At 41.7% G+C, this 24,376-nt stretch carries 13 protein-coding genes; 10 read left to right on the top strand and 3 right to left on the bottom strand.

Features of this window, described 5'->3' with window-relative positions; all coding sequences use genetic code 11:
• Positions 1 to 257 precede the first annotated feature (257 nt).
• From ABD796_RS30425 to ABD796_RS30400, 6 genes are all read left to right on the top strand, one after another.
• Positions 258 to 545 carry a hypothetical protein gene (locus ABD796_RS30425; RefSeq protein WP_344915563.1) on the top strand — a complete coding sequence of 96 codons (288 nt, stop codon included), beginning with the start codon at positions 258 to 260 and terminating at the stop codon, positions 543 to 545.
• A 410-nt stretch (positions 546 to 955) separates the two neighbouring features.
• Entirely contained in the window at positions 956 to 1,345 is a 390-nt protein-coding gene (locus tag ABD796_RS30420; RefSeq protein ID WP_344915561.1) for a hypothetical protein, read from the top strand.
• Between the two features lie 205 nt (positions 1,346 to 1,550).
• Positions 1,551 to 2,111, top strand: coding sequence for a hypothetical protein (locus ABD796_RS30415; protein ID WP_344915559.1), 561 nt, complete (start codon positions 1,551 to 1,553; stop codon positions 2,109 to 2,111).
• A 125-nt stretch (positions 2,112 to 2,236) separates the two neighbouring features.
• Positions 2,237 to 2,617: a hypothetical protein gene (locus ABD796_RS30410; RefSeq protein WP_344915557.1), complete on the top strand. Its 381-nt coding sequence runs from the start codon at positions 2,237 to 2,239 to the stop codon at positions 2,615 to 2,617.
• Positions 2,618 to 2,908: 291 nt separating this feature from the next.
• On the top strand, positions 2,909 to 8,524 hold the full coding sequence (locus tag ABD796_RS30405; protein WP_344915555.1) for a sacsin N-terminal ATP-binding-like domain-containing protein: 5,616 nt from the start codon (positions 2,909 to 2,911) through the stop codon (positions 8,522 to 8,524).
• A gap of 269 nt (positions 8,525 to 8,793) precedes the next feature.
• On the top strand, positions 8,794 to 9,132 hold the full coding sequence (locus ABD796_RS30400; protein ID WP_344915553.1) for a glycosyltransferase family protein: 339 nt from the start codon (positions 8,794 to 8,796) through the stop codon (positions 9,130 to 9,132).
• 53 nt (positions 9,133 to 9,185) lie between these two features.
• On the opposite strand, the gene ABD796_RS30395 is transcribed toward ABD796_RS30400, so the two are convergent.
• The 3 genes from ABD796_RS30395 to ABD796_RS30385 are packed head-to-tail and all read right to left on the bottom strand — an operon-like array spanning position 9,186 to position 14,240.
• Complete coding sequence (locus ABD796_RS30395) at positions 9,186 to 9,986, bottom strand: phosphoadenosine phosphosulfate reductase family protein (protein ID WP_344915551.1); 801 nt, start codon at positions 9,984 to 9,986, stop codon at positions 9,186 to 9,188.
• On the bottom strand, positions 9,979 to 13,338 hold the full coding sequence (locus ABD796_RS30390; RefSeq protein ID WP_344915549.1) for a P-loop NTPase family protein: 3,360 nt from the start codon (positions 13,336 to 13,338) through the stop codon (positions 9,979 to 9,981). The genes ABD796_RS30395 and ABD796_RS30390 overlap by 8 nt, the downstream gene beginning before the upstream one ends.
• Positions 13,338 to 14,240: a DUF4007 family protein gene (locus tag ABD796_RS30385; protein WP_344915547.1), complete on the bottom strand. Its 903-nt coding sequence runs from the start codon at positions 14,238 to 14,240 to the stop codon at positions 13,338 to 13,340. The genes ABD796_RS30390 and ABD796_RS30385 overlap by 1 nt, the downstream gene beginning before the upstream one ends.
• Before the next feature lie 67 nt (positions 14,241 to 14,307).
• Between ABD796_RS30385 and ABD796_RS30380 the strand changes: the two genes are divergently transcribed.
• From ABD796_RS30380 to ABD796_RS30365, 4 genes are all read left to right on the top strand, one after another.
• Entirely contained in the window at positions 14,308 to 15,471 is a 1,164-nt protein-coding gene (locus tag ABD796_RS30380; protein ID WP_344915545.1) for a cysteine desulfurase family protein, read from the top strand.
• 160 nt (positions 15,472 to 15,631) lie between these two features.
• Positions 15,632 to 17,470 (top strand): hypothetical protein, encoded by a 1,839-nt coding sequence (locus ABD796_RS30375; protein ID WP_344915543.1) that lies wholly within the window; start codon positions 15,632 to 15,634, stop codon positions 17,468 to 17,470.
• Complete coding sequence (locus ABD796_RS30370; RefSeq protein WP_344915541.1) at positions 17,470 to 19,020, top strand: methylation-associated defense system protein MAD7 family protein; 1,551 nt, start codon at positions 17,470 to 17,472, stop codon at positions 19,018 to 19,020. Before ABD796_RS30375 ends, ABD796_RS30370 begins: the two co-directional genes overlap by 1 nt.
• Before the next feature lies 1 nt (position 19,021).
• On the top strand, positions 19,022 to 24,298 hold the full coding sequence (locus ABD796_RS30365) for an FtsK/SpoIIIE domain-containing protein (RefSeq protein ID WP_344915539.1): 5,277 nt from the start codon (positions 19,022 to 19,024) through the stop codon (positions 24,296 to 24,298).
• The last annotated feature ends 78 nt before the right edge of the window (positions 24,299 to 24,376 follow it).

The following is a 24,376-nucleotide window of genomic DNA, read 5'->3' as shown; positions in this document are numbered from 1 at the left end:
TTCTGGGGTTTGCGTTGAGCGATTCCAAATGGCCGTTGCGGCCTTGTTCACCGTCTACGCCTGGCTGATCTGCCTGGCTCCGCGGCATCCTGTTGCCCCCGTCGTAGTCGCGCTTGCCGCTATGACGTCGCTACGGTTCGAGAGTCGAAGCGCTGTGTGCCTGCCAGTCGGACGCTGACCCGGAGAAGCCGCTGCTTGCCGATTTGTTATGCACCGAGCGATTCGGTGACGATAAGTAGGGGGAAGGAGCGATCAACATGATCGATAGAGTCTCGATTTATAATATCGTCTTGGCTACGCATTGCGGATTGGATTGGGAAGAGCAGGATAATCTTCAGGAAGCCTATGACGCGTTCCGCAAACTGTCTGCCGCGAAGCAAAGCCGATTCGACGCGCTTGTGACCGAGGCCGTCGCCGCGTGCGAGGAGCTGTTCCGAAGCTTTCCGGCGACGAATCGAACGCAGCTCGATTTGGACATTCGGACCGAGATTGAAGGAGAAATCTATCGCAAACTCGAACCGATGTTCCGGCAATTTCTTTCTTAGACAGAAGCGTTGGTTGCAGAGACCGGTCTTCTCCCGTCGCGCCTTCTATTGCTTTTAGTGGAACGGCACGGTGCAGAAGTAAATGAATATATCAGGAAAGAAACGAGCTGACGGCACCGCAGCTCGTTTCTCAAATATCTAAAACCTTTTACATTATTCCATGGAATAAAACATCCACAAGTTAATCTGTGCCGCGTGGCTCCAATGTTAGAATGCGAGTCTGCCCCAAGGCATTCACGAAAGGAAAATGTAAAAAAATTAGTTAGAACTCGTTTTTAGCACTGGTATTTCTCAAATTCCCCCAATGTCCTTTCAACCCCGATACTTCCCAAAATTCATATTTTGATGTAAATTTATGGTGGTTATTGCTAGTTGACATGCCTAGAAATAATAACGAATTGAGGTGGCCCATGTCATTATTAAATGATACTGAAAAAGTGGAGTCATTGATTTCAATTTTGGACAATCATATTGATAAACTTCCTCATGAAGATAGTTTTGCAAATTATCTTGAAACAATACGATTTTTCTTGAAAACTAAGGACCCCATTATTCAAAAGTCGGCTGTTTCCACTAGCAGCATACTTATCGAAAATGTAGCTTATAATTTGTACACAAAAATCAACTTGAGGCAAGCAGCAGGAACCCTAATAGGTGCTTTCGATAAGGTCGGATATACGGATGCAGTGGATACAGCTGCCGTCATTCTTAAGTTCGAAGAGCTTCTTCAGCAAATGTCTGCAGAGGAAGCTATAAACGTATATGTCGATCGCTGGAGAACTGAAGAGAAGAGCTTATAGAGTACTTGGAATCTTATTTGGCCGAGCTCTGTTTGGAACTACAGCATGATCCGGCTGACCAGTTCGTTCAAGGAAAAATAAAGGGCATGCAGCATGCAATAAAATTCGCAAGAATGCAAACGTATGCAAGAAAAAACGGGCCAGTTTATTAACATTAAGATCGCCTAACACGGAGTAGATTGTATTTTGGAAGGCGGAGTGCATTATGAAAAACCGAACGTTAAGATATACGGACTCAAAAGATCCGCTATCGAAAATACCGACCGACCGTTTAAAAGAAATGCAGAGGCTTCTCCACGATCGAGGAACAATAACTGTTTACTCCGACTGTTCCGCAATACAAGACCAAAACATTATAAGCGTAGCAGCTTGCTTTGTTGGAGACGGGGAAACAAGAGTGGAGTCAAGGAAATTATATGTCGGATATGTTAACCGTTCTGTCTATGCAGAATTAAAAGCTTTGACCTTTGCCATATCCATGCTCCCCAAAATATTGGAACGTTATAGCAGAAGGTTGATTAAGCCAGAACAAATAATTGTTTATACAGACTATTGCCATATAGATCAGATTTTATATACAGAAAAATTATCCGACAACAATTTCATGCGGGAAGCTGTTTCCGAAGTGCTCCAGAGTCTTGAGGAATTTAAACTAGAAAATAAGGGATATGATTTAACGATTCGGTACATCGGAGACGAGAAAAAGCACAATATGTATTATAGTGCAGCTCATAACTCAGCAAGACGGTTACTCGGCAAAAAATGAACATTTTTTTGCTAGACTTCTTCAACGAAGGTAGAGGCCGAGTAACAGAGCCTTTCAAATAATGTTATTTGAATTATGATAATGGTCTGTAAGCAGGTTGCGTTTGGAAAGATGACGAAATTAGGATGTTAAAAGAAGGTCGAATTTTTTTGTACAAATCGGTAATTGAGGATGGTAAGTTTCTTGTTCTCGTAACCGATGGCACTTTTGATGCTCCAATAATTGAATTGCCGACAGAAGAACTTGCGGATAAAGTTGCATTTGAGCTCCAAAGTGCCTGGGATCAAGGTGTAGTATGGGGAGCTTATCGAAAACAGAAAGAGCTAGATGGTAATGGAGTCGATAAAAATACCAGAGAAGAAATTCAAAAATTAAAAGATATGAGTCCCACTGAGCGAGAAGCTTATTCCCAAAAAGCAAACCGACGTAATGACAGAGTTCAAAGAGTTGAAGAAGCAAAAAGATGGAAAAGCGTATTGAACTGGAAAAGTGGTAAGAGGGATTAATGCTTCATCGATAAGCAGTCCTGTGGGGTTCTAGGCCCGGAGTACGATTGATTTTACAGGATGGCTGCATATTCGCAGCTGTCCTGTTTTCAAATTCAAGTACACTATTACCACGTTTAAAGCATGTTTCTGTCGCTATTCATCAATAGTTTTGGAGCGAAATTCAAATAAACATAAAATATACAACTGGTGTCGACGCACATCAGTATTTTTTTGGCCCTCAATAGAGGTAAGCAACAGGCTTTGCCCGAACAAATACATAACGAAAAGAATACATAGGAGCAGATGAACTTGATCCTTCAAACCGAAAACAGGTTAACTACGATTGCCGCCAAAACAATAGGTGAATTGCAAGTTTTTCTGAATCAGATTCTGAACGACAATCAGACTTACAAGAGCTTGTCCAATGTCATCGAACACATGAAGCACGAATATGCAAACCGATTTGTTATCGAGCTGCTCCAGAATGGTTATGATGCCATAAACAATGGGCGATTAGATGATCCTTTATCGATCGGCAAGATAAAAATGGTTCTTTCGGAGAACAGAGAGCGTCATTCCGTCTTCTATTTTGCCAATACAGGTAGACCCATTACGGAAAATAACTTCAAATCTCTATCTAGTCTCGCGTTAAGCGACAAGAAACCCTCGGAGTCTGTTGGCAACAAGGGAGTAGGGTTCAAAAGCGTACTACAGGTCTGCATGTCACCGCAAATCTACTCGGGTAAGTGGGAAAGCGAAGATGGTTTTTCCGGTTTCTGCTTCGAGTTTGCACCGGATAAGATTGAGTTGCTGACTGAAAAAATCATCGAAATGCTGGAGAATAAACATGTACCAGATTTCGGTGATATCTTCGGCGTACCCGTCACTTTGAAACATTGGCCGCATCAACAGATTGTAGAGCTGGAGCAGATCGTACAGAGCTTGAATCCAAACAGGGAGAATACTCTCAGACATTTTTTCTACTCGGAAATGAAGTATCTGTCCCCATACTCGCTTCCGTTCCCCATAAGTCCGAATGCCGCAGATCCTATCCTTAAACAGCTCGGAGAGGAAGGGTATGTCACAATTGTCCGTCTGGAGCTCAATCAACCGGATGCGCTAGAGCTTACCAAGAGAGCCATGTTCGAGCTCGACGAACAGTCGTGGCTCTTTCTGGATCATATCTCCGAGCTGCATATAGAGCATCGGGACGAAGATGGTCTTTTCGTGCAAGAGAAGCGGATGTACAAAAAGGAGACCATCTTGATCGATCATGGCAGCAAACTCTCGGAGGTCGTGATTTCGTCGGAAGAACAGGAGCCGGCAGCGTATTGGCGTTGGACGAAGACGATCGGAGGCAGTGGCAATCCGCAGATGAGAAACAAAATCCTCCAGGCCGTGAGCGAGCTGCATCAGAGCTGGGCGGATTTGGATGAAGCACGAATTGAAACGGCAGTTCGTAAAGGAGGGCTACGGGAACCAGGACTTATCTATATTTATCTGCCTACAAGGCAGTCGACCGGAATCGCTGCGCATTTAAATGCACCGTTCTTTGGACAGATCAATCGCGGCGGAATCGACACTGGGAAGAGATGGAACAGTTTGCTTCTGTTGGAATTGGCAACTCTCCTCCTAGAAGCAGTCCGGCAGGTACTGAATCTCCAACCGCCGGAGTCCGGAGATATGGTCATCGATTTGCTTAGTTTCCGCTCGAACCTTGGCGAGAGTGAGCCTGGCCGCATCCTCGCTTCGCATGTGGATCGTATTCTGAAAGAGAATCAGATCGAGTTGGCACATTGGCCGATTCTGCCCTTTCGCAACGTAGACAATCAGCAAGAATTCGGCACCATGGCGGATTTGATCTGTCTGCCAAAGACGTGGTCCTATCGCCTGTTTTCGAGAGAAGATCTATCTGGAAAGCTGGGAATCGGGACCGTCTCTAATATCAGTGATGATCGGTATCCGGCTCTTGATATGCTCGCCAAACATGCGAATGTCAACATGTATCCGGACGATAATCGAAAAGCGGAATGGATCGAAGCGTACGCCCGGTTGATGCGAAGTCAACGGTGCTCCATCGCCGTTTGGCAACTATTCTACGACGAAGCGATGCTGCTGCTTCCTGATCCCGAGCGGCTGCAGCGCCGGTACGTGCTTCTGGGGCAGGACGGTGAACTACACTTAGCCGGAGACGAGGAACAACTGGGCGAAGTGTTCTTATCCCCCTCGCAGTCTGCGGATGCCGATGGGGAGGAAGCAACTCCGCATGACCCGGACAAAATCCCGTCTTTTATGCGACACAAAATCGCATATTTAAATGAAGACCTGGACAAGCATCGGGAGAAAGGCGGCAAGAGAACAAGTGACTTTTTGAAGTATTTGCGGAATGGCAATCTCGTAGAGGATTTCCGTGTGCAGACTTTTCTGGATAAGATTATCCTCCCGGAAATGCCAACGAAACTGGTTCCTTACGGCACAACTAAATCGGATCAGCTGTTCGAGTTGCTCGACTGGGCGATGCATCTTTATTTTGGCTCCAGAGCGACAGAATCCTACCAGAATCGTTTCTTACGGATCTGGCTGCCGACACGTTCCGGCTGGATACCGGCAATCGAAACCTACTTCTCCGCCGACTGGGAGCGTACTGGTGTGACGAACCATGCCGGAATGCTCTCGCGATTCTTCGAAGCAACGGCTTACCAATATGGCCTGGACCGTCAGTTGTTGAACGTGAGTGAACTGCCTCCTTCTTTTCAACAGTTTGGAGAGAGTAGGGTTGCGCGATTCTTCCAAATTTGTGGAGCTACGGACTACTTAAAGCTAGTTCCCGCTGTACCTGGGGGTACGATAGCATTCAGAGGCTGGAGTTACCGCTACCGCTTTACCCCCCCTTCAGAAGGCTATTTTGATGAGTGGCAAATGGCGACTTTCAAGAATGCAGTCGAAGCGGCCGGATGCAATTATGAAAGTGATTTTAAGTATGAGCTAAGGGAACTCATGAACATAGACGGTATTAAAGGATATGAGCATTTCCCAGATGATGTGAAGCGGTTGTTCGCCCGTTTGATCGTTTATTCTGCTGCATACTGGGAGAGGGATGTATGGCGGGTACTCCGTATTCACAAAATGTGGGGTGAAAGGCCTTCTCTCTATGTGCCTTCACTCGTTTACATAACGCTGCAGCAGCTCGCTTGGGTTCCTGTCCCAGCCGAGAAGATGGACGAATTTTCTTTTCGACGGTTGGCTGATACATGGTATGTACCTGAGGTAGACTTGGCTGCGTCTAGGGCGAATTTTTCGTTTATTCCCTATATGGACAGGTTTGTCATTTCTGAGCTCGAGCAGAACGGGCGGGAGGAGTTGTTTAGCAAGCTAGGCCTGAACAGATTTAAAGCCACGGGGGCGAAAGAAGCGGCCAAGTTGCTAGACTTGCTTGCGATATTGTACATTGAAGGCAAGGTTAATCCGAATCAGATCAATTACCTGAAAGGCCATTATCGGACAGCATGGGATATTTTGCTACAGCGACTGGGCGATCAACACCGGCTTGCAGACTTCACGCCCCCGTCCAAAATTCTGTACACCAAAGCTAGAAAAGTTCACGTGGCGGACTTGGACAAAACATCGGAAAGGATCTACATCCCTGATGACAAGAAATTGGTCGTCCGTTTAGAGCGAAACCCGCTTGTATCCGTCCTTTTGATCGACGGACGGCCAGGTTATGCGGAACTGCTCAAATCGATGTATAGTGAAGCGCTACCTCTGCTTTCCGACCTGGCACAGTTGATTCGAATCGATGGTAGTGAGTGGAACAGTGATATACCGTCAGAGTCAGACGAGATGTTTATCGAAGGCGATCGTCAATGGTTACTGCCTTTCCTATTGACAGTAGCTATATTCCGCGAGGACAGTTACATCAACGTTTCGTCCGCCGCTTATACCCGGTTGTTGTCCGAGCTTCAGGGGACAAGGATCGTTTTCTGTGAGAGCATTGAAATCTCGCTGGAAGACAAGCACTCTGGTTCGCTCGAATTGACGCGTCATCTGATCCATGCTAGTAAGGAATATAAAACGATTTTCATCGAGAAAGAAGCTCGCGGAAATGAAGAGGAGCTTGCGACGGCATTGGCGGAATATCTGGAGAACGTGCCGATGGAGATGTATTTGAAGCACGCGTTTTCCAAGCTTAATTTCGATTTACGGAGTGTCGTTCCGGACCGACCGGCGCTGATCAGGGCACTTCAATCCGTCAAGATTTCGGAAGAGAATTTTGAGTCGGTCGAACATGCGTTGAATCACAACCTCGGTTGGGCGATCGAGCGGCTAGCCCCTGTGTTCAAGCTGTATGGGGCCGGAGAGATTCTTCGAGACCAACAGCTAGCAGAAGAGAGCGATTTGAAAAAGTTGTTGGATGAAGTCCTTCCCAATTCCACGGAGTCTACGATTCTGCTTAGGTTTGCCAAAGAGTCAGCAAACGATTTTCAAATGGGACAACGTTTGTTTGACGAATTCGGCGTCTCCTTGTCCGCCTGGAATGAAGCGCTCGTGGGGTTGGCAGTGCCGAGAACAACCATCTTAAACCGGGAACTCATACAGGAGTTCAACAGCCTGAAAGGGATGTTCAGGAATTTGGTTTACGGCATTCTTCGATATGAAGTCCGCTCCGGTCGGCAGGACATTAATGAGTATGCTGCTGGTAAGGCTGAATACGAGAGTTGGACGCTACCAGATAGCTGGTGCACTTTATACTGGCAGCTGCCAGAAGAAGTGTTCGTAGGGAGCTTGATGGAAGTTTTGCGCAAGTTAAGAGTCAATTCTGGTCTGCTATCCTCGATCTGCGGGTTGTCACTGTTCACAGATATTAAGGATTTATTATCACAAACGATTCCGGATATCAATGTATCCGCATATGACATAAGGCAGACCAATCAAATCTTGGTTCGCGGTACACTTAAAGTCATGCTGTCCGCCTTTCTGGCTCATTATCAAGTTAAGGGTTTGGATACACCTGGTGTGCTTCACGTCTCCGAAACGACCTTGTTCCAACACATGATGCGTGAAGGCCTGGAGGAGCGAATGGAGCTGGGTCGATGGGAAGACAAGGACGCTTATGCTTTTATCCTGGCGAGTCCTTCATTTGGGCAGTTATGCCGCGTCTTGCCGGAAGGAATCATGTTGGTAAAATCAAGGCATGAGTTATTGTCTTTGCTTCAAGTCCAAGATAGCGACCTAGAACAGGCTGAGAAGAAATTGGAACAGGAGAAGGAGAAAGCGTACAGGGCGAAACGAACGACAACAATTTTTGGCCAGCCATTTGATACTGACGATTCTAACTTGCATCAATTGGCAAACATGGTGGATTCCATAACATTGCCGGAAGATACGGTATATGGCGACATTCTCGCTCCCATAGAACTAGGAAAGACGGGGCCAGGAAGACAAAAAGACGGAAGTAGCGGTGGCGGACAATCAAAAGGCACGAATATGAGAGAAAACAAGCAAATAGAAATGACGGTTGGAATTGTAGGCGAGTTGTGGGCCTACCGGTTTTTACAGAAACGGTTCCCGAATGCTTGCAGCACGGACAGCTGGAAGTCCGAAAACCGCATGTACCGTTTCGGCGGGGAAGCCGGCGACGACAGGTTGGGGTATGATTTCGAAATCACGCAAAATCGGAAAACGTTTCACATTGAGGTCAAAGCTACGAGAGGGAGAGATCCATATTTTGAGTTAGGTTCCACGGAACAGCGCAGGGCAATAGAAGATGCTAGTAAGCGTACGAAGGAATTTGTAGTATTATTCATTACGAACGTGTTTGATAAGCCCGAATTTCACTGGCTCTCTAATCCTTATGCCAGTGCGAACAAGGAACGCTACCGGATTCTCGAGGCCGGCGCACGGGTGTATTTTCGATGGCCTGAGTAAGACAGGGAGGATAGACAGAGATAAAACGAATCAATAGGGGGTCGAGTTGTATGTTATTGTGTCCAGAATGTGGCGGGGTATTGGATGTTATAAGAATTGAATCACCACCAGATCATTTACCTAAACAGGAAAAATTAGTCTATAATCGTCTTTGTGATGTGAGATGTTTAAATTGCGGCAAGGTTTATTATTCCCAACCGTATGATTTTGGGAAAAAAATTAATATTGTTCGAGAAATATGAGGATAATTTAGAACCTATTTTGGGGGGATGAACCTTGATGAACTGAAGAAGTTACGTAGGGAATATAACTCATTGGTTAAAAAATGTGATCCAATCATTGAATTAATGGCCCCTGTTTTAGAGGGGAATGAGGCGATGTCAGAAGATAATCGGGATATCGTTTGGATAGAGTCTACTTTTTCTGAATATAAAAATATGCCATCAGATATTCAAACGCTAATAAATCGTCTTGGGCAAACACTTAGAACGGCTAACTTTAGACCGACGACGGGCACAAAAGAGGAATACGAATCCATGGTATCGGATTTAAAAAGTTATAAAATGAATATCTCTGACATCCTGAATGAATTAAACGGATATATGTAAGATCAAAAATGAGAGGGTCTCCCAATGGAGGGATGCCCTCTCTGCACATATTATTATAGATGACAAATTAGACAGCCTAATTCATCTTCATCATCGGGATTAATGAGATCACCAAGTGTTTTAGGACCAGATTTAAATTCCTTATCAAGGCTTTGCTCCGCGGCCCTTTTTAAAATATCTGCCTTACGTTCAGGTTGTTCTAACTCTTCTAGACTTTCACGTTGTGACCAAGTAAATCTCTGTCCTGTGACGCTATCAATCTTCTCGTACTCCTTGGATTTTTCAAATAGGTCAGGGTGCCGATCTAATAGTCCGACCCATTCACTTCTTCGTTGGTAAAAGCAAAAGTAGCATCCCGATCTAGAGCGCCATTCATAATATTTAGGTAAACCTAGTCCGGATTCTTCAAGAATGCGATAAACGTCAGACTTCGTAATGCCATGCTCTTTAAATGGAAAAACTGGGGTGAGGTTTGGTTTTGTTGAAACATAACCACTTCGATCCTCGTCCGCTCGAATTGCAACATAGCTAATTACTTCGTCAGTACCAACATAATCTTCTAAAGGTTCGATCTTTAATTTACGAGTACACCATCTAGCCTGAGATGAAGGTAACAACCCCCCGTAAACTTGAAGCCAATGATCAAATCCTCTGTCGTCGTTTAAGCGTACAATTGGCTTTCCAAGATAAGCCTCAATTTTATCAAGATATTCATATGTCTCAGGTAATTCCTTCTGCGTGTCACAAAAAACGTATTCCATTTCAATTTCGGGTCTTTTTTGTTTCATAAATACAGCCAAAGCGGTACTGTCTTTACCACCCGATATATTTAAAATGTGGCGAGTATTATGCATGTTGTTCAGCCTTCCCTTTCTTTTGCGAATCACTATAATAGGCTTTCACAAGCTCGGATGCAATTAATAGTAGCTGGTTTCCATCAATAGTTCCAGAATTAAATTGGTTTATTACAGAGTGAACTATACCGCGAGTTTGTTCATGCTCAATTTCTGAAAGGCTTATAACAGTTTCGAAATCGGTATCTAGGGTTGTAATTCCTATACGAACAGGTTCAATATCACTCGATTCACTCTTATAAAGAGAAGCAATCGTCTCGTAATGAACAAATTTTCGTTCGGATAAGGCTATTTCAATTTTGAATTCATCTAGAGTACGATCAAACCAGTTCTTTGGCGTTTTTTTCATAATAACACTGGCTACAGAATCAAGCCACTTATCCGTTTCAGTGTCTTGTGTCATTCTCCACACCACTGCCTTAAAGTCTAAGTCTCTAATCAGATTCTGTATAATGGTAGCACGTTTGCGTACTTTATCTAAGGCTGCATCAGCAGGGGTATCATAGTATCCGAAAGTTTCAAATATTATAGCTTGAATTTGTGACAATAACTTAGGATAACAGTCGGCAAGTTCTCGAATCGAGTCAACTATTTGTGTTACGATCTCAGGTAATGATGATCGATTGGTAGTATCAATTGATTCAAAACCAACTGCAGATGGTAAGCTATAAAACAATAATTCTGCGGGTTCTTTAGCAGTCATAAGTGCTTGCCGTAACTTTATTGTTTTTTCACTTAGTAACTTTGTATTTCTCGTATACTCCGGTAAACGGTTAGCGAAGGCTATTAAAGGTCTAACCAGACTTAAAAGATCTGTGGTACCGTCAAATTCAGATAACGCGCCTTGCTGAACCATTATTTCAATGAATGCTTTATTGTTCCCACTTATTTCAGATAGCCGAATTTTATATTGTTCCGGGTTACGGAGTAAACGTTCAATCACTGCAGTAGACAACTCGGGAACAAAGGCGTCATTTTCCATTATGCTTACACGATTTCTATTTACGTACATGTAAGCGACCGTTAGAAGAGGTAACAAGCCTCTACGAACTCCATATGGAGGCAATGAGAGTCCGCTCCATAGATCTGAAACGGGACAGTATGTTTCTTTTGTCTTACTCTCCAAATAGCTCCAACTATCGAACCAAGTAGACTCTCTACCCGGTGCGTAGAGTTCCCATTTACCCTCAACCTCTCGATGCAAGCCAGTTTTTTGGAGAGTTGATAGATAAATCGGCAACTGTGGGGGAGATCCTATTATTCCGAGATCCTTTTCGTTTGTGTTTGTAATTATGCGTTTCAATACATCATTGCGCGCCGCGGTTGCAGCCGTAGATAGAACATTCCGGTTTACAAACTCATTGATAACCCTCGGAGCTTTTGGATAAAGTCTGTCGCAAAGTTCAGAAACGAGTGAGTTTAACTGTTTACCTTCAAGTTTCAAAGGAGCACCACTGTGCGTAAATACGGTAACTACTCCCTCAGGTCGTAGAATAGCTCCATCTACTGTTCTTTCAATGAGAAGTTCTAGATCATATTCCCGTTCCGTTATTTCGCGCCTCGCTACTTCGTCATCGCGCAATGCGGGTGTGTTTTCCTTTACCCATCTTACATAATATAACTCAGTAACAGCCTCAAATAGTGTTGGTGGCAGAACTGTCCATAATACCATTTGCCAAGGTTCCAAATTATCTATCTCGGAAGGAAGTCTTTCATCAATTGAACTAATCACAACATATACGCGGCCATCGCCATTCAAGGGTTTTGAATCAGCTTTTATGAGATGTATTTGCTCAGCTGTAATGTATGTCATGTCAAACCATCTTAATGCTCCTGTTTGCATTGAATGCTTACGAGCAGTGATTGGTCTAGGTGGTACTAGCCGGGCCAAGCTTTCTATAAATGAAGGAACGCCTATTGAACGCCGAGCGTCCTCGATTAATGATTCAATATCAATATCGCTTCCATCCCAGAGTCGATAACTGTTTGAGTAACGCCGATGAACAACAATTGACCGATTGGTAAGTAATTGAATAGACTCATCAATTTGTGTTCCTTGGCTGAGTTCTAATACATATTTTGATGCAACAAGTTGCCTTATCGGGATAGCTGAAATTAGGCCAATTGACTTCACAAGATTATGGGTTGAATCGTTATTGTCAGGAACTCTTCCGAGTGCAGTTTCAATGATTGACCAGCGACGACTGAATGACGAATGGTAGATAGATGATCCAAGAGACGTAGCAATGTACTCATAGAGTTCAGACAAACCATAAAGCTTTGGAGCTTCTGTATTTATTTCAGTTTCGTTCAAAAAACGCTGGAAACCACAAGGCTCATTACTGCCTAACATACTGAAAAGCGATCGCTCATTTTGTGCGAAGTGTCGAAAAAGTGGTCCAATCAATAATGCAGTTAAAGGATGAAGAGGAGCACACTCGCGACATAATGATATATAATCGACTTGACTAAGATTTATGGGGACTGCCCCCAAATTAAATAGTTCTTGGCCTATGCGTTCTGCTAGGTTCCGAACAGATTCAATTGCATCAGAGTTTATGCAGGTACTCGAAATAGAAGCGCCCATTATTTTTAAGGTATCTTCAACAGGTAATTGAAAAGCAATATCCTCGAAACGTCCCTGAATTTTGGCGAATTCCTCACGTTGAGTGCGGAGAAGTCGATTCCCATAGTTTTCAAAAGCTTGATGAAGAATTGTAATTACAGTCATCTTTGGTGTAGTTGAACGGTCAGCATACTCCGCGATTAATTGGAGTAGATAGACATCATTATCTTCAGGGTGACTAGCGGCATATTCAAGATGTTTTCCAAGCTCATCAATCACCAAAATTAGATGTTTACTAGGGTGTTTTGTTCTAACGATTTCTATCAGCTTAATGATTGCATTCAAATCACTTGAATCGACTTTTTCTGTTTCATTCATTAACTCGAGATCATTAAGAGATTCAGCAATCCGTGATATTGCCGCTTTAATATTTGGAGCAATAGCACTAGAGGTTCCATAAACGGGAATTGGAATGATCTGTGGCAAGCTTGAAATTGGCTCTAGTTCAGGGTAAGCACGACCCAGTTCTTTGAATTGCTTATCGTCCCCAGATTCAAGGAGCTGCAAGAGTTTGAATATTGTAGTAGACTTTCCTGTACCAAATGGACCAGTAACACTAATAGCTCGAGGGCCATTTGAACATAATCCAGTAATGACTCGATCTAAAACATGTGCAAACAATGGGGTTGCAACAAAGTTGGTGGACGAATCAGCTTTATCTAGATCAAGGCGTGTTGACCTTAAAAAATTATGCTGTTGTAGAAAAACATCGCGGTACTTCATCATTATTGGCCCCTTTGATAATAAGCTGAAAGTATTTCTAAAGAAGTGGGAACAGAATGAAATAATACTTGTCGCATCCCAGCAGTGGCATCATACACAATTTTACCCTTTGTTAAGTCTCCTAGACGCTCAAGACGTCTGATACAACTATTGTCATCAAGTAGAAAGATACGTCCAGGAGATCCCTCATTGTGGAGTATTCGCTCCGCCAATAAAGTCTTTGCCCCAGTGTTTGTTTTTTCAAAGAATTCAACTAATGCTGCCAAAAAAATAAAGTCGGGAATCGTATTTTTTTCTCCTCGATTTAAGCGAATGTATTTATCATTTTCCTTAAGAATGTTTAACTCTACCAAGGGGCATTCGAGTGATTCTTCGGAAATGCCTCTTTTGGGAGATGTATAGGTTCTTACAAAGCATTCAATATCACTCTCAAGTGTACGATCTGATTGTGCGCGGCCGCCACTTTCGGCAACAGCTTTTTTCAGTTCGTCCTTTAAAGCGGTTTTAGAAAACTCCGGACGATTTATATAGTTCATAACATAATACCAAGTCGTACAACGCTCATAATTTCCGGATAATTTCCAGTGGAGCCACCAGAGCGTTCCGATATCTTCGAGATAAGGATCAGCACCATTTGATGCGAATACTAGTTCGCCTAATGGGGTGGTTTGGTACACGCCTCGTCCAATATCGGTAATCAGACCAAGTGTAAGACACCAATGACGTATAGAACGGACCATATTTTTGCCTACGCCGAGAATAACAATGGCTTCATCTTTGGAAAAAATTTGGGGGTCATCTTTAACAGCCATTACACCTTTGTGTAACCAACCAAGACGAAACGGAAATGTTTCGTGTCCTGTGAACCCATATGAAGGGAGAATAGGATGGGAATGTATCGCCATAATAGCACCTCATGTTATACTGGATAAGTAAGTCCAGTTTAACACATTTACAAGGTGGAGATGAAGATTGGATTCTATTTCTTTTATAAATGGTATTGTTTATTTGGATAATGCAGCAACCACTCCTTGTGATCCGAGAGTAATTGATGCAATGCACCCGTATTGGTTCAATAATTTCGGAAATCCATCAAGCCCACATATACTAGGTCAATTAGCAAAACAGGTAATAGAAGATTGTCGATGTGAGATTAACGAAAATTTACATGGCTCAGGCACAATAATTTGTACTAGCGGTTCTACCGAAAGCAATAATTTGGCAATATTATCTGCTTTTAAATTTACGAAAGAGCAGCTACGTCGAAGAAAGGTGTTATGTTTGTCTACAGAACACAAGTCAATCATTAACAGTGTTCAATACTATGGGGAACATTTGAATATTGAAGTTATATGGATTCCGGTCACTCCAACCGGGATTATTGATATGGATTGGTTGTTTAGTGAACTAGATCATTCAGTAGGGGCGGTTATTGTACAACTTGCAAATAGTGAGACAGGAGTTATTCAAGACATACGTAGAATTTCTGAAGCCTGTCATCAGGTTGGTGCAGTATGTGTCTCTGATATCACTCAGGCGATAGGAAAGATTAAAATCAATATAGACTATTTAGGGATAGATTTTGCAACGTTTACGGCACATAAATTCTATGGACCCAAAGGGATAGGGGCACTATATGTCTCACCACGGATGAAGGTTGCTCAGTTAATATATGGTGGGGGACAAGAAAAAGGAGTTAGACCCGGAACAGAGAATGTTGCAGGTTTGGTTGGAATGACCACAGCACTTAGGCTTTGCATTGAAGAACATGATATAATGACAAGCAGGGTTAATGAACTCCGCAATAGTTTATTCTCGGTTTTAGAACGTGTTGGAGATATTAGGTGGAATGGAATGGGGGCTCCATTGCTGCCCTCTCACTTAAATATTACAATTAGCGGGGTAAATGCACAGGATTTAATGCTAAGGTCGAGGAATATAGCGTTCAGTGCAGGATCAGCTTGTAATACTGCTACAAACCTGCCTAGTCCGGTACTCTTAAGTATGGGTATGACTAAAGAGGAAGCGGAACAAACAATTCGTTTAACAATTGGCCGCTTTAATACTGAACAAGAAATCGAGATCGTATCAAAGATCCTTATTTTAAACATTAACGATATTCGCAATTTAAAATGAGTCTTAAGACCCTAGAAAAGGTGATATTTCAGGCCCTTTCTAGGGTTTTTTGTTGATTGGTGCTATGGAAAATAGAGGATTTTATTGGTTAGAGTAGAAATGGTTAATTAATGACTTGATGTTGTGCGGGAAGATAGAAAATGATGTTGGAGGAAGAAATATGAATACGGTGTGGATTAATTTTCTTCGAAAATATGGACCAATACCTCAAAATGACAATATGTACGATGAGACGATCCAGCGCTACGTCAAACAAAAGGGAATTCGCCCGATTCAAATTGAAGCGCAATATTTAAATGCGTTAATCGAGAACTTTAAAACCGAGAATCCTAGATCGGTTATTTTGACGGGTACTGCCGGTGATGGAAAAACATATCATTGTCGTGAAGTGTGGTTCCAGCTAAATGGTACATTTGACCAGTGGGAAAAATCCGGTAACATAAAAGAAATATCAATAGATAATGGACGAACACTGTATGTGATAAAAGATTTAAGTGAACTATCAGATGAAGAAAAAAGGCATATACTATTTATTTTTATTAGAACGATTAAAGGATTGCAGAATAATTCTATCTTTCTTATTGCAGCAAATGATGGACAATTAATGGAAGCATTGAAATTTGTAGAAGTAAATGATGTTGCTACAGGGGTATATGAGGACATTGAGGAAATGCTAGTATCAGACCTGCGAGAACATTCGGGTTATTCATTGACTATGATTAATCTAAGTCGTATAAGTGCTGCATGGGCGTTGCCGCGGGTCATAGAAGCTATAACAACCCATGAAGGATGGGCTTCCTGCGATCAGTGTATATATCGGGATAATGTGGATGCCGAATTACGATGCCCAATATGGGAAAATAAGAAGAGATTAGAAGGTCATGATGGCAATGAAACTCTTAGGCAAAGACTAGGAAACCTATTAGAACTCTGTGAGATCAACGGAATACACTTACCAATACGACAGTTATTGTTGCTTGTATCAAATATGATCCTTGGTCATCCGGATGCCAAGGATAGGTTGTTAAGATGTCGGGATATTCCCAATATATTGGAAGCACGGTCAACGTCGAAGGCAAGTATCTATCGCAATGTGTTTGGTGAAAATCTCCCCGAGCATCGGAAAGAGACTAGAGACATATTCAATACTTTAGGTCGCTTCGGGGTCGGTAGTGAGACCAGCAATAGGGTTGATAGCATATTAATATTTGGGGAAGATGACCCAGAACTAAATCATTTATATCAATCACTTGTGCTTTCAGATAATTATTATGGGGCCGATCATGCATTTCGAGCGGAACAAAGGAAATACCTTGAAGGAATATCTGAAGATGGCGGCGCGTCCTTTTTGGATCTAGTGCGGGCCCAAAGACAACGATTATTCTTTAGCATACCTGAAGAGAAAGCAGAAGATCTCAGACTTTGGGAATTGACGACATTTCACTATGCAGGCGAATTCTTATCGAAAGTGTATCGAATAATTGAGCAAGGTGGCAGGCCGCACCCGCAGATTCTATCTCGTATAGTGAAAGGTCTTAACCGTATATCTACAGGCTTATTAACTAAAACAACAGATAAACTAATATTAGCCACTTCTGGTAGTAACTCGCAATCAAGAGTGAGTAAGATATTTGAAGGAAACATTTCTGTTGCACGTGATCGAGGAGAAAGTGTTCAAATTAAAGGCGATGATCTCGGCAGAATAAACCTCGAGGTTAGTCTGTCTACAAGTCCAACAGTACCGGTAGTCAAACTTCATTTACAACTCATACGTTATGAATTTTTATCCCGGGTAGCCGAAGGTGCCTTGCCAGGCAGTTTTTCGCGTGAGTGTTATGAAGATATCTTGGCGTTTAAAAGTCGATTAATGAATGCACAGGCGAAGAGGAATAAGGAATATCAGGAAGATGATTATCTAGAAGATGCTCTGTCTTTTTATATACTTGTGATAAACTCTGACGGAGTGTTGGATAAAAAGACAGTGGAGGTACTAAATTAATGCGAACGGTCTTACCGCGTCCCAAAAAAATAGACTCTGATATGTGGGTAGATGAAGCTATCTGGGGACATAGGCTCTATGATGAACAAAGCCCATGGCTTTGTTTTATGGAATTCTTAAATGTATTAAATGCTGAAATACATGCGCAACGAGCATTTGAGGAAACAACACCTAATTCTTTATCGTACTCTCCTCAATGGCGATTACATCTAAGAAATATTCTATTTAATAACCCTCAAATGGCCGTTATTAATCGGCAATATAAAAATGATGATCATGCAAAATGGGAAGCTTGGAAAGAAGTAATGTCTGATAGTGCGGGATTAAAGGAACCAGACTATTCTTATCTGCAAAGTCGCTTCTCCACATTTGAAGATTTTAAGGATGTTGCAGATTTTTTATCATCTTCAACGATAGAAGGCGAAAATAATAAACGGTGGAGCTCTCTCTTCCTATTCCCATTTGGGCCAAGCTGCCTCTATGAAGATTTAAATGTTAAAGATAACAATAATATCTCCCAAGATAGAAGGTTTTTTGCACGTACTGGAGAGTTGTTGTATTTGATGTTGACTCGGAGTACAAAAGGTGCTGAACTTCTGCCATTCTTTCAGCAACGAGTACTGCAAAGCGAAACAAAGTACAACAGATTGGTAGAAGCCCTTCAACCAAAATCAGACTTGGAACATTCGACATCGATAAAAAGGGATGGTGCCTATCTTCCATATTCATACCTAACAGAATACCAGGATTTAGCGGAGGATTGGATTCAATTATTCAAATGTAACATTCCAAACTATGACGTTATTCCTCACCTCATTAATATTATGGGGATTCATATGATTATATATAGCTTGAATCGCGCAAAAGAAGTCATAGAAGATAATCAAAAAACCACCTTTGTTCTTGAAATTGTATCGCCTAAAAAAACTGCTGTTAGGGAGATATCGGCTGATTCTTTTATCGAAAATAATTTGTTATCACGAGCTGCAGTAGAGCGATACATAAATAGTGTTACTCAAACGGATGAATGGTTAAGAGCAATTAACTCAAATGAACCATTGGAATACCGAAAAGTACTGCAAGAGCATTTTTCATGGCCGAAAAAAAGTAAAGAAGATGAATTTGATCATATTGAAACTGCGGAAGAACTTCTTAATGCTCTAGTCGAGAATGCGATTAATCGTCATAATCAACATTTGAATAAGTTTCATAATGTGTGGAGCAAAGAGATCGGTTTAGCATCACGAAGAGGAAGTCGGAGAAACCGATACGCCCCACATGACTTGCTGCTTAAATCGCTTGTGTTATGTATCGTTCCTAATCGAATGGAGTTTCAAGATTTTCTGGAGGAACTATATCGGAAATATGGATTCATTATTGGCGATAAGCAAGCAAAGTTATATATTGAATCAGGCCGAGCTGATCAAGTAGCATTTTCGGAAAATGCATTAAGATTAGAACAGCGATTATCTAGTATGGGATTATTAAAAAGACTTTCAGATGCGTGCGCTTATATTGAAAACCCGTTCGCAACTCGGGGGGGAATGTAAAATGAATGATGAAATTCAACTCATTGGTCATGTAGCTAAGGAGTATTTTAGAAGACATCTTATAAATGATCCATCAGAACATGGAGAGGGAGTAGCTCGCTTCCTTCTTGATCGATTAACTGGTGAGGTAGTTGCATCCATTTGTCATCACATAATACAAGATGTTCAATTAAACTCCAAAGTAGAAATCAAAGTGCCAAAAGCGCTGGTCTCTGGTTTTGGTTTGCCGGATGAAATTATGACAGAACGTCGAACCACTCACTGGAGGCATGCCCCTTGTTCAAAAGAGGCATTAATTGTCGCAAATACCAACGATGACCAAGGGACTTCTTTACGTGATATAACAACAATAGGATCTGGTGACCTTAAAGCTGTACCTGAGCTCTGGGTCCAATGTGCATGTCGTGATTTAGTATTATCCTCGGATCAACAGGGTCATTGGAAGCAGGCGCTAATTGGGTTGCAAGAAGCTTATGAATGTAGTTTAGAGCAATTTAGCAGTTATGTTATCCAAACACGGCAAATTATGCTTCAGGAAGGTATCCCATTGATTAATGCCCTTGGCTGGGCATTGCCTGCTCTTCGGATTCCAAGGGATTCCTCATATTTTGAAGCCATTCCAGAAAAAGCCCTTAATTTGAAGTTGAAATGGAAGAAGTTGTTTCAGGATGCATTCGCTAAAAGAGCGTGTTATTTAGTTAAACAAAACCCTAACCGTCAATTGTACGAAAATGAGGATTTAAATTCAAATTATTTAGTAAAAAGAGATCAAATTCCCCAAGAACATCATCCTGTAATTGAGTCTTTTATTGAGGCTGCCGCGGGATGGACGGCAGCTTCTAAACAATTGGCCAATATTGAATGGGAAAGAGACAAAATCTACTTATTATTTTTGGACGTTAAAAAATTACGACCTCATTTGGCAATAAGAACAATAGATTTTTTTGATGATGAATACCCTGGTTTGTTAACCAATGAAGAAAGAAGTTACTTGACCGCCCTTGAAAAAAGAAAAGATAAGACAGCAAATGATGAAGATAAAGACTTCTACGAACGGCACCGACAAGATCTAGAGTTAGATCGGTTATTAAAATCCGACTGGGATAAATTTGTTTTTGGAAAACCAATTGATTGTGATGATTTTTATGTTGGTTTATTAGAAGCCTTACAGCGAGTGTTTGCTCAATGCGATAATGTGAATGGTGTAAAGTCCCTAAAGATTCGAACTGTACGGGGAAATGGAAAGAAAAAATGGCTAGAGCTTAATGAAGATGTCGGAATGTATTTTTGTATGAATTACAGGGGGATTGAAAAACTAACAAATCGACTTGTTGAATGGGAAACACAAAAGTTATTTGAATTTGACGAGTTAATCGCGAACAAAACAGACCCCAAAAAGAATACTTCAACCGCTAGATCGGCCATTCAGATCGTATTTGACATCGAATTAATATATACAGACATGACCAATAATCGTCGGAAAAACTCAATTCGACTTGTGTGGCATGGGAAACCAGCTTCTATAGGAATGGAATTGTCAGATGATCTTAAACGACTCGCGGCGCGCCCGTTTTCATATTCCACTGTTTCCAAGAATCCTATTAGCAAAAAGGGGAAACTTCAAAGTATATCACTTAACGATGTAGGAACATTACAAGCAGTATATGGGCAGGACCGTGGTTCATTAATTGGTCCTTCCGCAAAGTCTGAGGATATAAGTAAGTTATTTAAAAAAAATCTGAAACAAGCATTAGCCGAAGGAAGAGTTTCATTAGATGGTCTCAAGCTAATTGAAACCAAGTGGGAAAACTTTGAAGCCTTGTATACTAAAGCAATTGAGGATTGGAGAACTGTGGGAATCTCTGCTGATTCGTTGCTAAAACAGGGTGAGGCTTATAATGAGTTGCTTAAGTGCCTTCAAGAATATGCTCGCGGTGACGTGAATCGAATTGATTTGTGGCACCCTGTCTTAAAGATAGGTAATGTACAAGTAAACGGGACTAATCCTACTACTATTGTTGCGCCATGGCATTCCATGAGGATGGCTGCAAAAGCTATTAAGGCTAGGCAAATAAGCGGGTTAATAAACTATATTTTGCAATCTAATAATGTTGAGTTTGGCGATGCTGATTTATTTTTTTCTGATATGCGTGAAGAGATTCGTCACCCATACTATCCTGAAGTCGCTACGGGATATCGCGGGCAACAAGCGTATTTACTAACTGTTTCTGATACTGTGAACGATTACAGCTTAATGGAACTACCGGTAAAAGGTGAAGGAAATGATACTAATGAAGATCCGCGTGAGGCGAGTTCAAAAGTACTTTCTGTTGTTAAGAAATATCTGACCCTTCAGCCTCATGAAGGTACAAATCTTAGTGTAGTGTTGTTCAACTGTGATTCGACGCGCTTGCCGGAAACAATAGTAGGTTCATTGTCTGAACTTCATGAAAATGAAGATGAAGTTCGTTGCCAAGTGATATTGAGGCATCGCGATTCCGAAAAGTTGAATGAGCTCTACATGAAAATGGTTGAAAACGATGAGAATGACCCGGATTCATTAGTTGCCAGTGAAGTTTCTCGTGATTTTATGGCGAGACTTCGTGTAGAAGTAATGGCTGATGCAGCACCGATTTTAGATACCAGGGATGGAAAGCCAGCGGATATTGTCTTTCTACAGGATGTTATATCTCGTCAATCTAAGGTAGTTTGGTTACCACAGAGCGTTATTAGTAAACCTGATATCTTACAACATAGCCCATCAAGATGGGCACGCAGACGGTTTGCTGCGAAAGATGATTTGAAATCCACTGTATATTTGACATGTCCGAGCCAGCCTGAATTAGGAATATCCTATCTAGCGGCGATATACTCAATAACAAACGCCATTCAATCAGATAACGACATGCTTTATTTACCCGCAAGACAGGTTACGTTTCAAAATGAGGACATCCGTGGAATATTTGATGAAGCCCATACACTTGGTGAGTGGGTAGTGAATTATGACGACTTGCTTGATAGAAGGCAGTTGAAAAACCAGGGAGTCAAAGTGATCAAGTATCAACACAGTCGTACGCAAGGTCCGAACTTAATTGTTTCATCGCGCTCAAAATTAAATCTATTACAAGTGCTCGTCAAAAGAAGACTTGAATCCTTAAATCTTGGTTTAGAAGATCAAGAAGTATTTGATCTAACAAATAGATTTATAGATGAGGCAAACGGCATTTCTGGTGATATTGTATTGCGCGCAGCAAAACGGGGAGTATTTGCAGGGGAACTTATTGGAGTAGTATTAAGTAAGCTTTTGTTACAATCCGAAATGAACTCTTCTGCTATTGGGTGGTTCTTCCTTGATGACTATGCTTCGTGGTTAGGTCAAAAAGAGGAACAGATTGCTGATATTTTAGCGCTTTGTCCGATGGAAAAAGATGGGCAAGCATATCTTCAAGTCCTAGTCACTGAAGCAAAGTATATTGATATTAAAAGTGTGGCTGAGGCTAAGAAAAATTCGCAGAAGCAATTGCGTGACACAGTTTTAAGAATGCATAATGCTATTTTTGGAAACCCAGGAAGATTAGATAGAGACCTATGGTTGTCTCGTATAGGAGACATGTTTAATGACGGTTTGGAGTTTACGCAGAATATCTCGCTGTCAGTTGATCAATGGCGGGATGGAATTCGTAATGGTTCCATTCCTATAGAATTAAAAGGCTATTCCCATGTATTTGTATCAACGTCTACAGATAATCAGATGGACTGTGAACAGATTATTATTACTAATGTCGATAATTGTTATCAAGAAGTGTATTCTCGTCAATTTGTAAAGGATCTAGTACTTGCATTCCATCGAAATGAAGACCTCACTAAGATCAGAGAACAAGTTGGAGATTTTCGCCCCTGGGAGACCTCCAATGCACAACTTCCAGCAAAGAGGATAAAATGGACTATTGATGGAGAAGACGAAGTCGATGCTGACAACGAAACTAATACAGTAGGTGTAGTTTCTTCGATTCAGCAGTTAGACGTGGTTTTCACCCCTGCCCCATCTGAAGAACTGCAACCAGAGCAGGAAGTAACAATCCAAGAAAGTGAACAAAAAATTACGTGGGCATCTTCTGAATTTTCTAATTGGGTATTGAATCATTTATCCGCTGAGGAAGGAAATGCAGCGGCGGATCAATGGGCATCTCAAACTGTAACTGTGTTAAAAGCTGCCTTGATAAGTTATAATCTACAGGCGAAAGTGTTGGATTACCGATTAACTCCTAACGCAGCTGTAATAAGGCTAAAAGGGTCAGATCAATTAAAGATCGAAGATATCGAAAAGAAGAAGTCACAATTGCTGACAACGCATGCGCTTGATATTATTAACATTCAAGCGCAACCCGGTGAGATAATTGTGTCGATAGCCCGGCCTAACAGACAAACCATAACTCTTGGAGATGTATGGAAATTCCGGAGAGTACAAGAGAATCCGTCGGAAATGAATATGAGTTTTGTTGTCGGAGTAAAGGAAGTTGATGGCAATATATTATATCTAAATCTCGGTGGTCCATTCGAAGGCATGGAACAACATGCGCCACATACATTAATAGCAGGAGCAACGGGTAGTGGAAAATCAGTTTTATTACAAAATTTGATTTTGGATATTTGTGCTACTAATTCTCCATTATTAGCGAAAATATTTCTGATTGATCCTAAGTTTGGTGTGGATTATCAGCATCTTGAAAACTTACCACACTTGACAGAAGGAATTATTATTGATCAGCAGAGAGCAATAAGTGTATTAGAATATTTGGCCGAGGAAATGGATAGAAGGTATTTGTTATTCAGAGAACAACGTGTAAATAATCTAAGGGATTTCAACGCCAAAGTCTCGGCTGACGAAAAACTGCCCTTATTGTTCCTGATTCATGACGAGTTTGCTGAATGGATGTTAATCGATACTTATAAAAATTCTGTTTCCTCCATTGTTCAACGCCTTGGGGTAAAAGCACGTGCTGCTGGTATTCACTTAATTTTCGCCGCGCAACGTCCTGATGCCAATGTATTACCAGTACAATTACGCGACAACCTAGGAAACCGTTTGATTTTACGTGTTGAAAGTGTTGGAACATCGGAGATTTCACTTGGCGAGAAAGGTGCCGAGAAGCTTTTGGGTAAGGGGCATTTGGCAGCACGCTTACAGGGTGAACCCGGTCTGATTTTTGGACAGGTACCATTTATATCTAATGATGAAATTGCTGAAGTAGCTGAAATCATTCGATTAAGGTCATAATGCGAAAAAAGTAGCGGCAATTACTTTCCGCTACTTTTTTCTATTAAAAGATGGTTCTAACTATTAACCCTGGCTTGA

This window comes from Paenibacillus hodogayensis (assembly GCF_039536325.1).
Classification (GTDB): domain Bacteria; phylum Bacillota; class Bacilli; order Paenibacillales; family NBRC-103111; genus Paenibacillus_AB; species Paenibacillus_AB hodogayensis.
Note: the sequence above shows the minus strand (reverse complement) of the source record. Positions and strands in the feature narration are given on the sequence as shown.

Coding starts and splice junctions, on each gene's coding strand:
- ABD796_RS30425 (WP_344915563.1), top strand. CDS start 258: ATGATCGATAGAGTCTCGATTTATAATATCGTCTTGGCTACGCATTGC.
- ABD796_RS30420 (WP_344915561.1), top strand. CDS start 956: ATGTCATTATTAAATGATACTGAAAAAGTGGAGTCATTGATTTCAATT.
- ABD796_RS30415 (WP_344915559.1), top strand. CDS start 1,551: ATGAAAAACCGAACGTTAAGATATACGGACTCAAAAGATCCGCTATCG.
- ABD796_RS30410 (WP_344915557.1), top strand. CDS start 2,237: ATGTTAAAAGAAGGTCGAATTTTTTTGTACAAATCGGTAATTGAGGAT.
- ABD796_RS30400 (WP_344915553.1), top strand. CDS start 8,794: ATGAACCTTGATGAACTGAAGAAGTTACGTAGGGAATATAACTCATTG.
- ABD796_RS30395 (WP_344915551.1), bottom strand. CDS start 9,986: ATGCATAATACTCGCCACATTTTAAATATATCGGGTGGTAAAGACAGT.
- ABD796_RS30390 (WP_344915549.1), bottom strand. CDS start 13,338: ATGATGAAGTACCGCGATGTTTTTCTACAACAGCATAATTTTTTAAGG.
- ABD796_RS30385 (WP_344915547.1), bottom strand. CDS start 14,240: ATGGCGATACATTCCCATCCTATTCTCCCTTCATATGGGTTCACAGGA.
- ABD796_RS30375 (WP_344915543.1), top strand. CDS start 15,632: ATGAATACGGTGTGGATTAATTTTCTTCGAAAATATGGACCAATACCT.
- ABD796_RS30370 (WP_344915541.1), top strand. CDS start 17,470: ATGCGAACGGTCTTACCGCGTCCCAAAAAAATAGACTCTGATATGTGG.
- ABD796_RS30365 (WP_344915539.1), top strand. CDS start 19,022: ATGAATGATGAAATTCAACTCATTGGTCATGTAGCTAAGGAGTATTTT.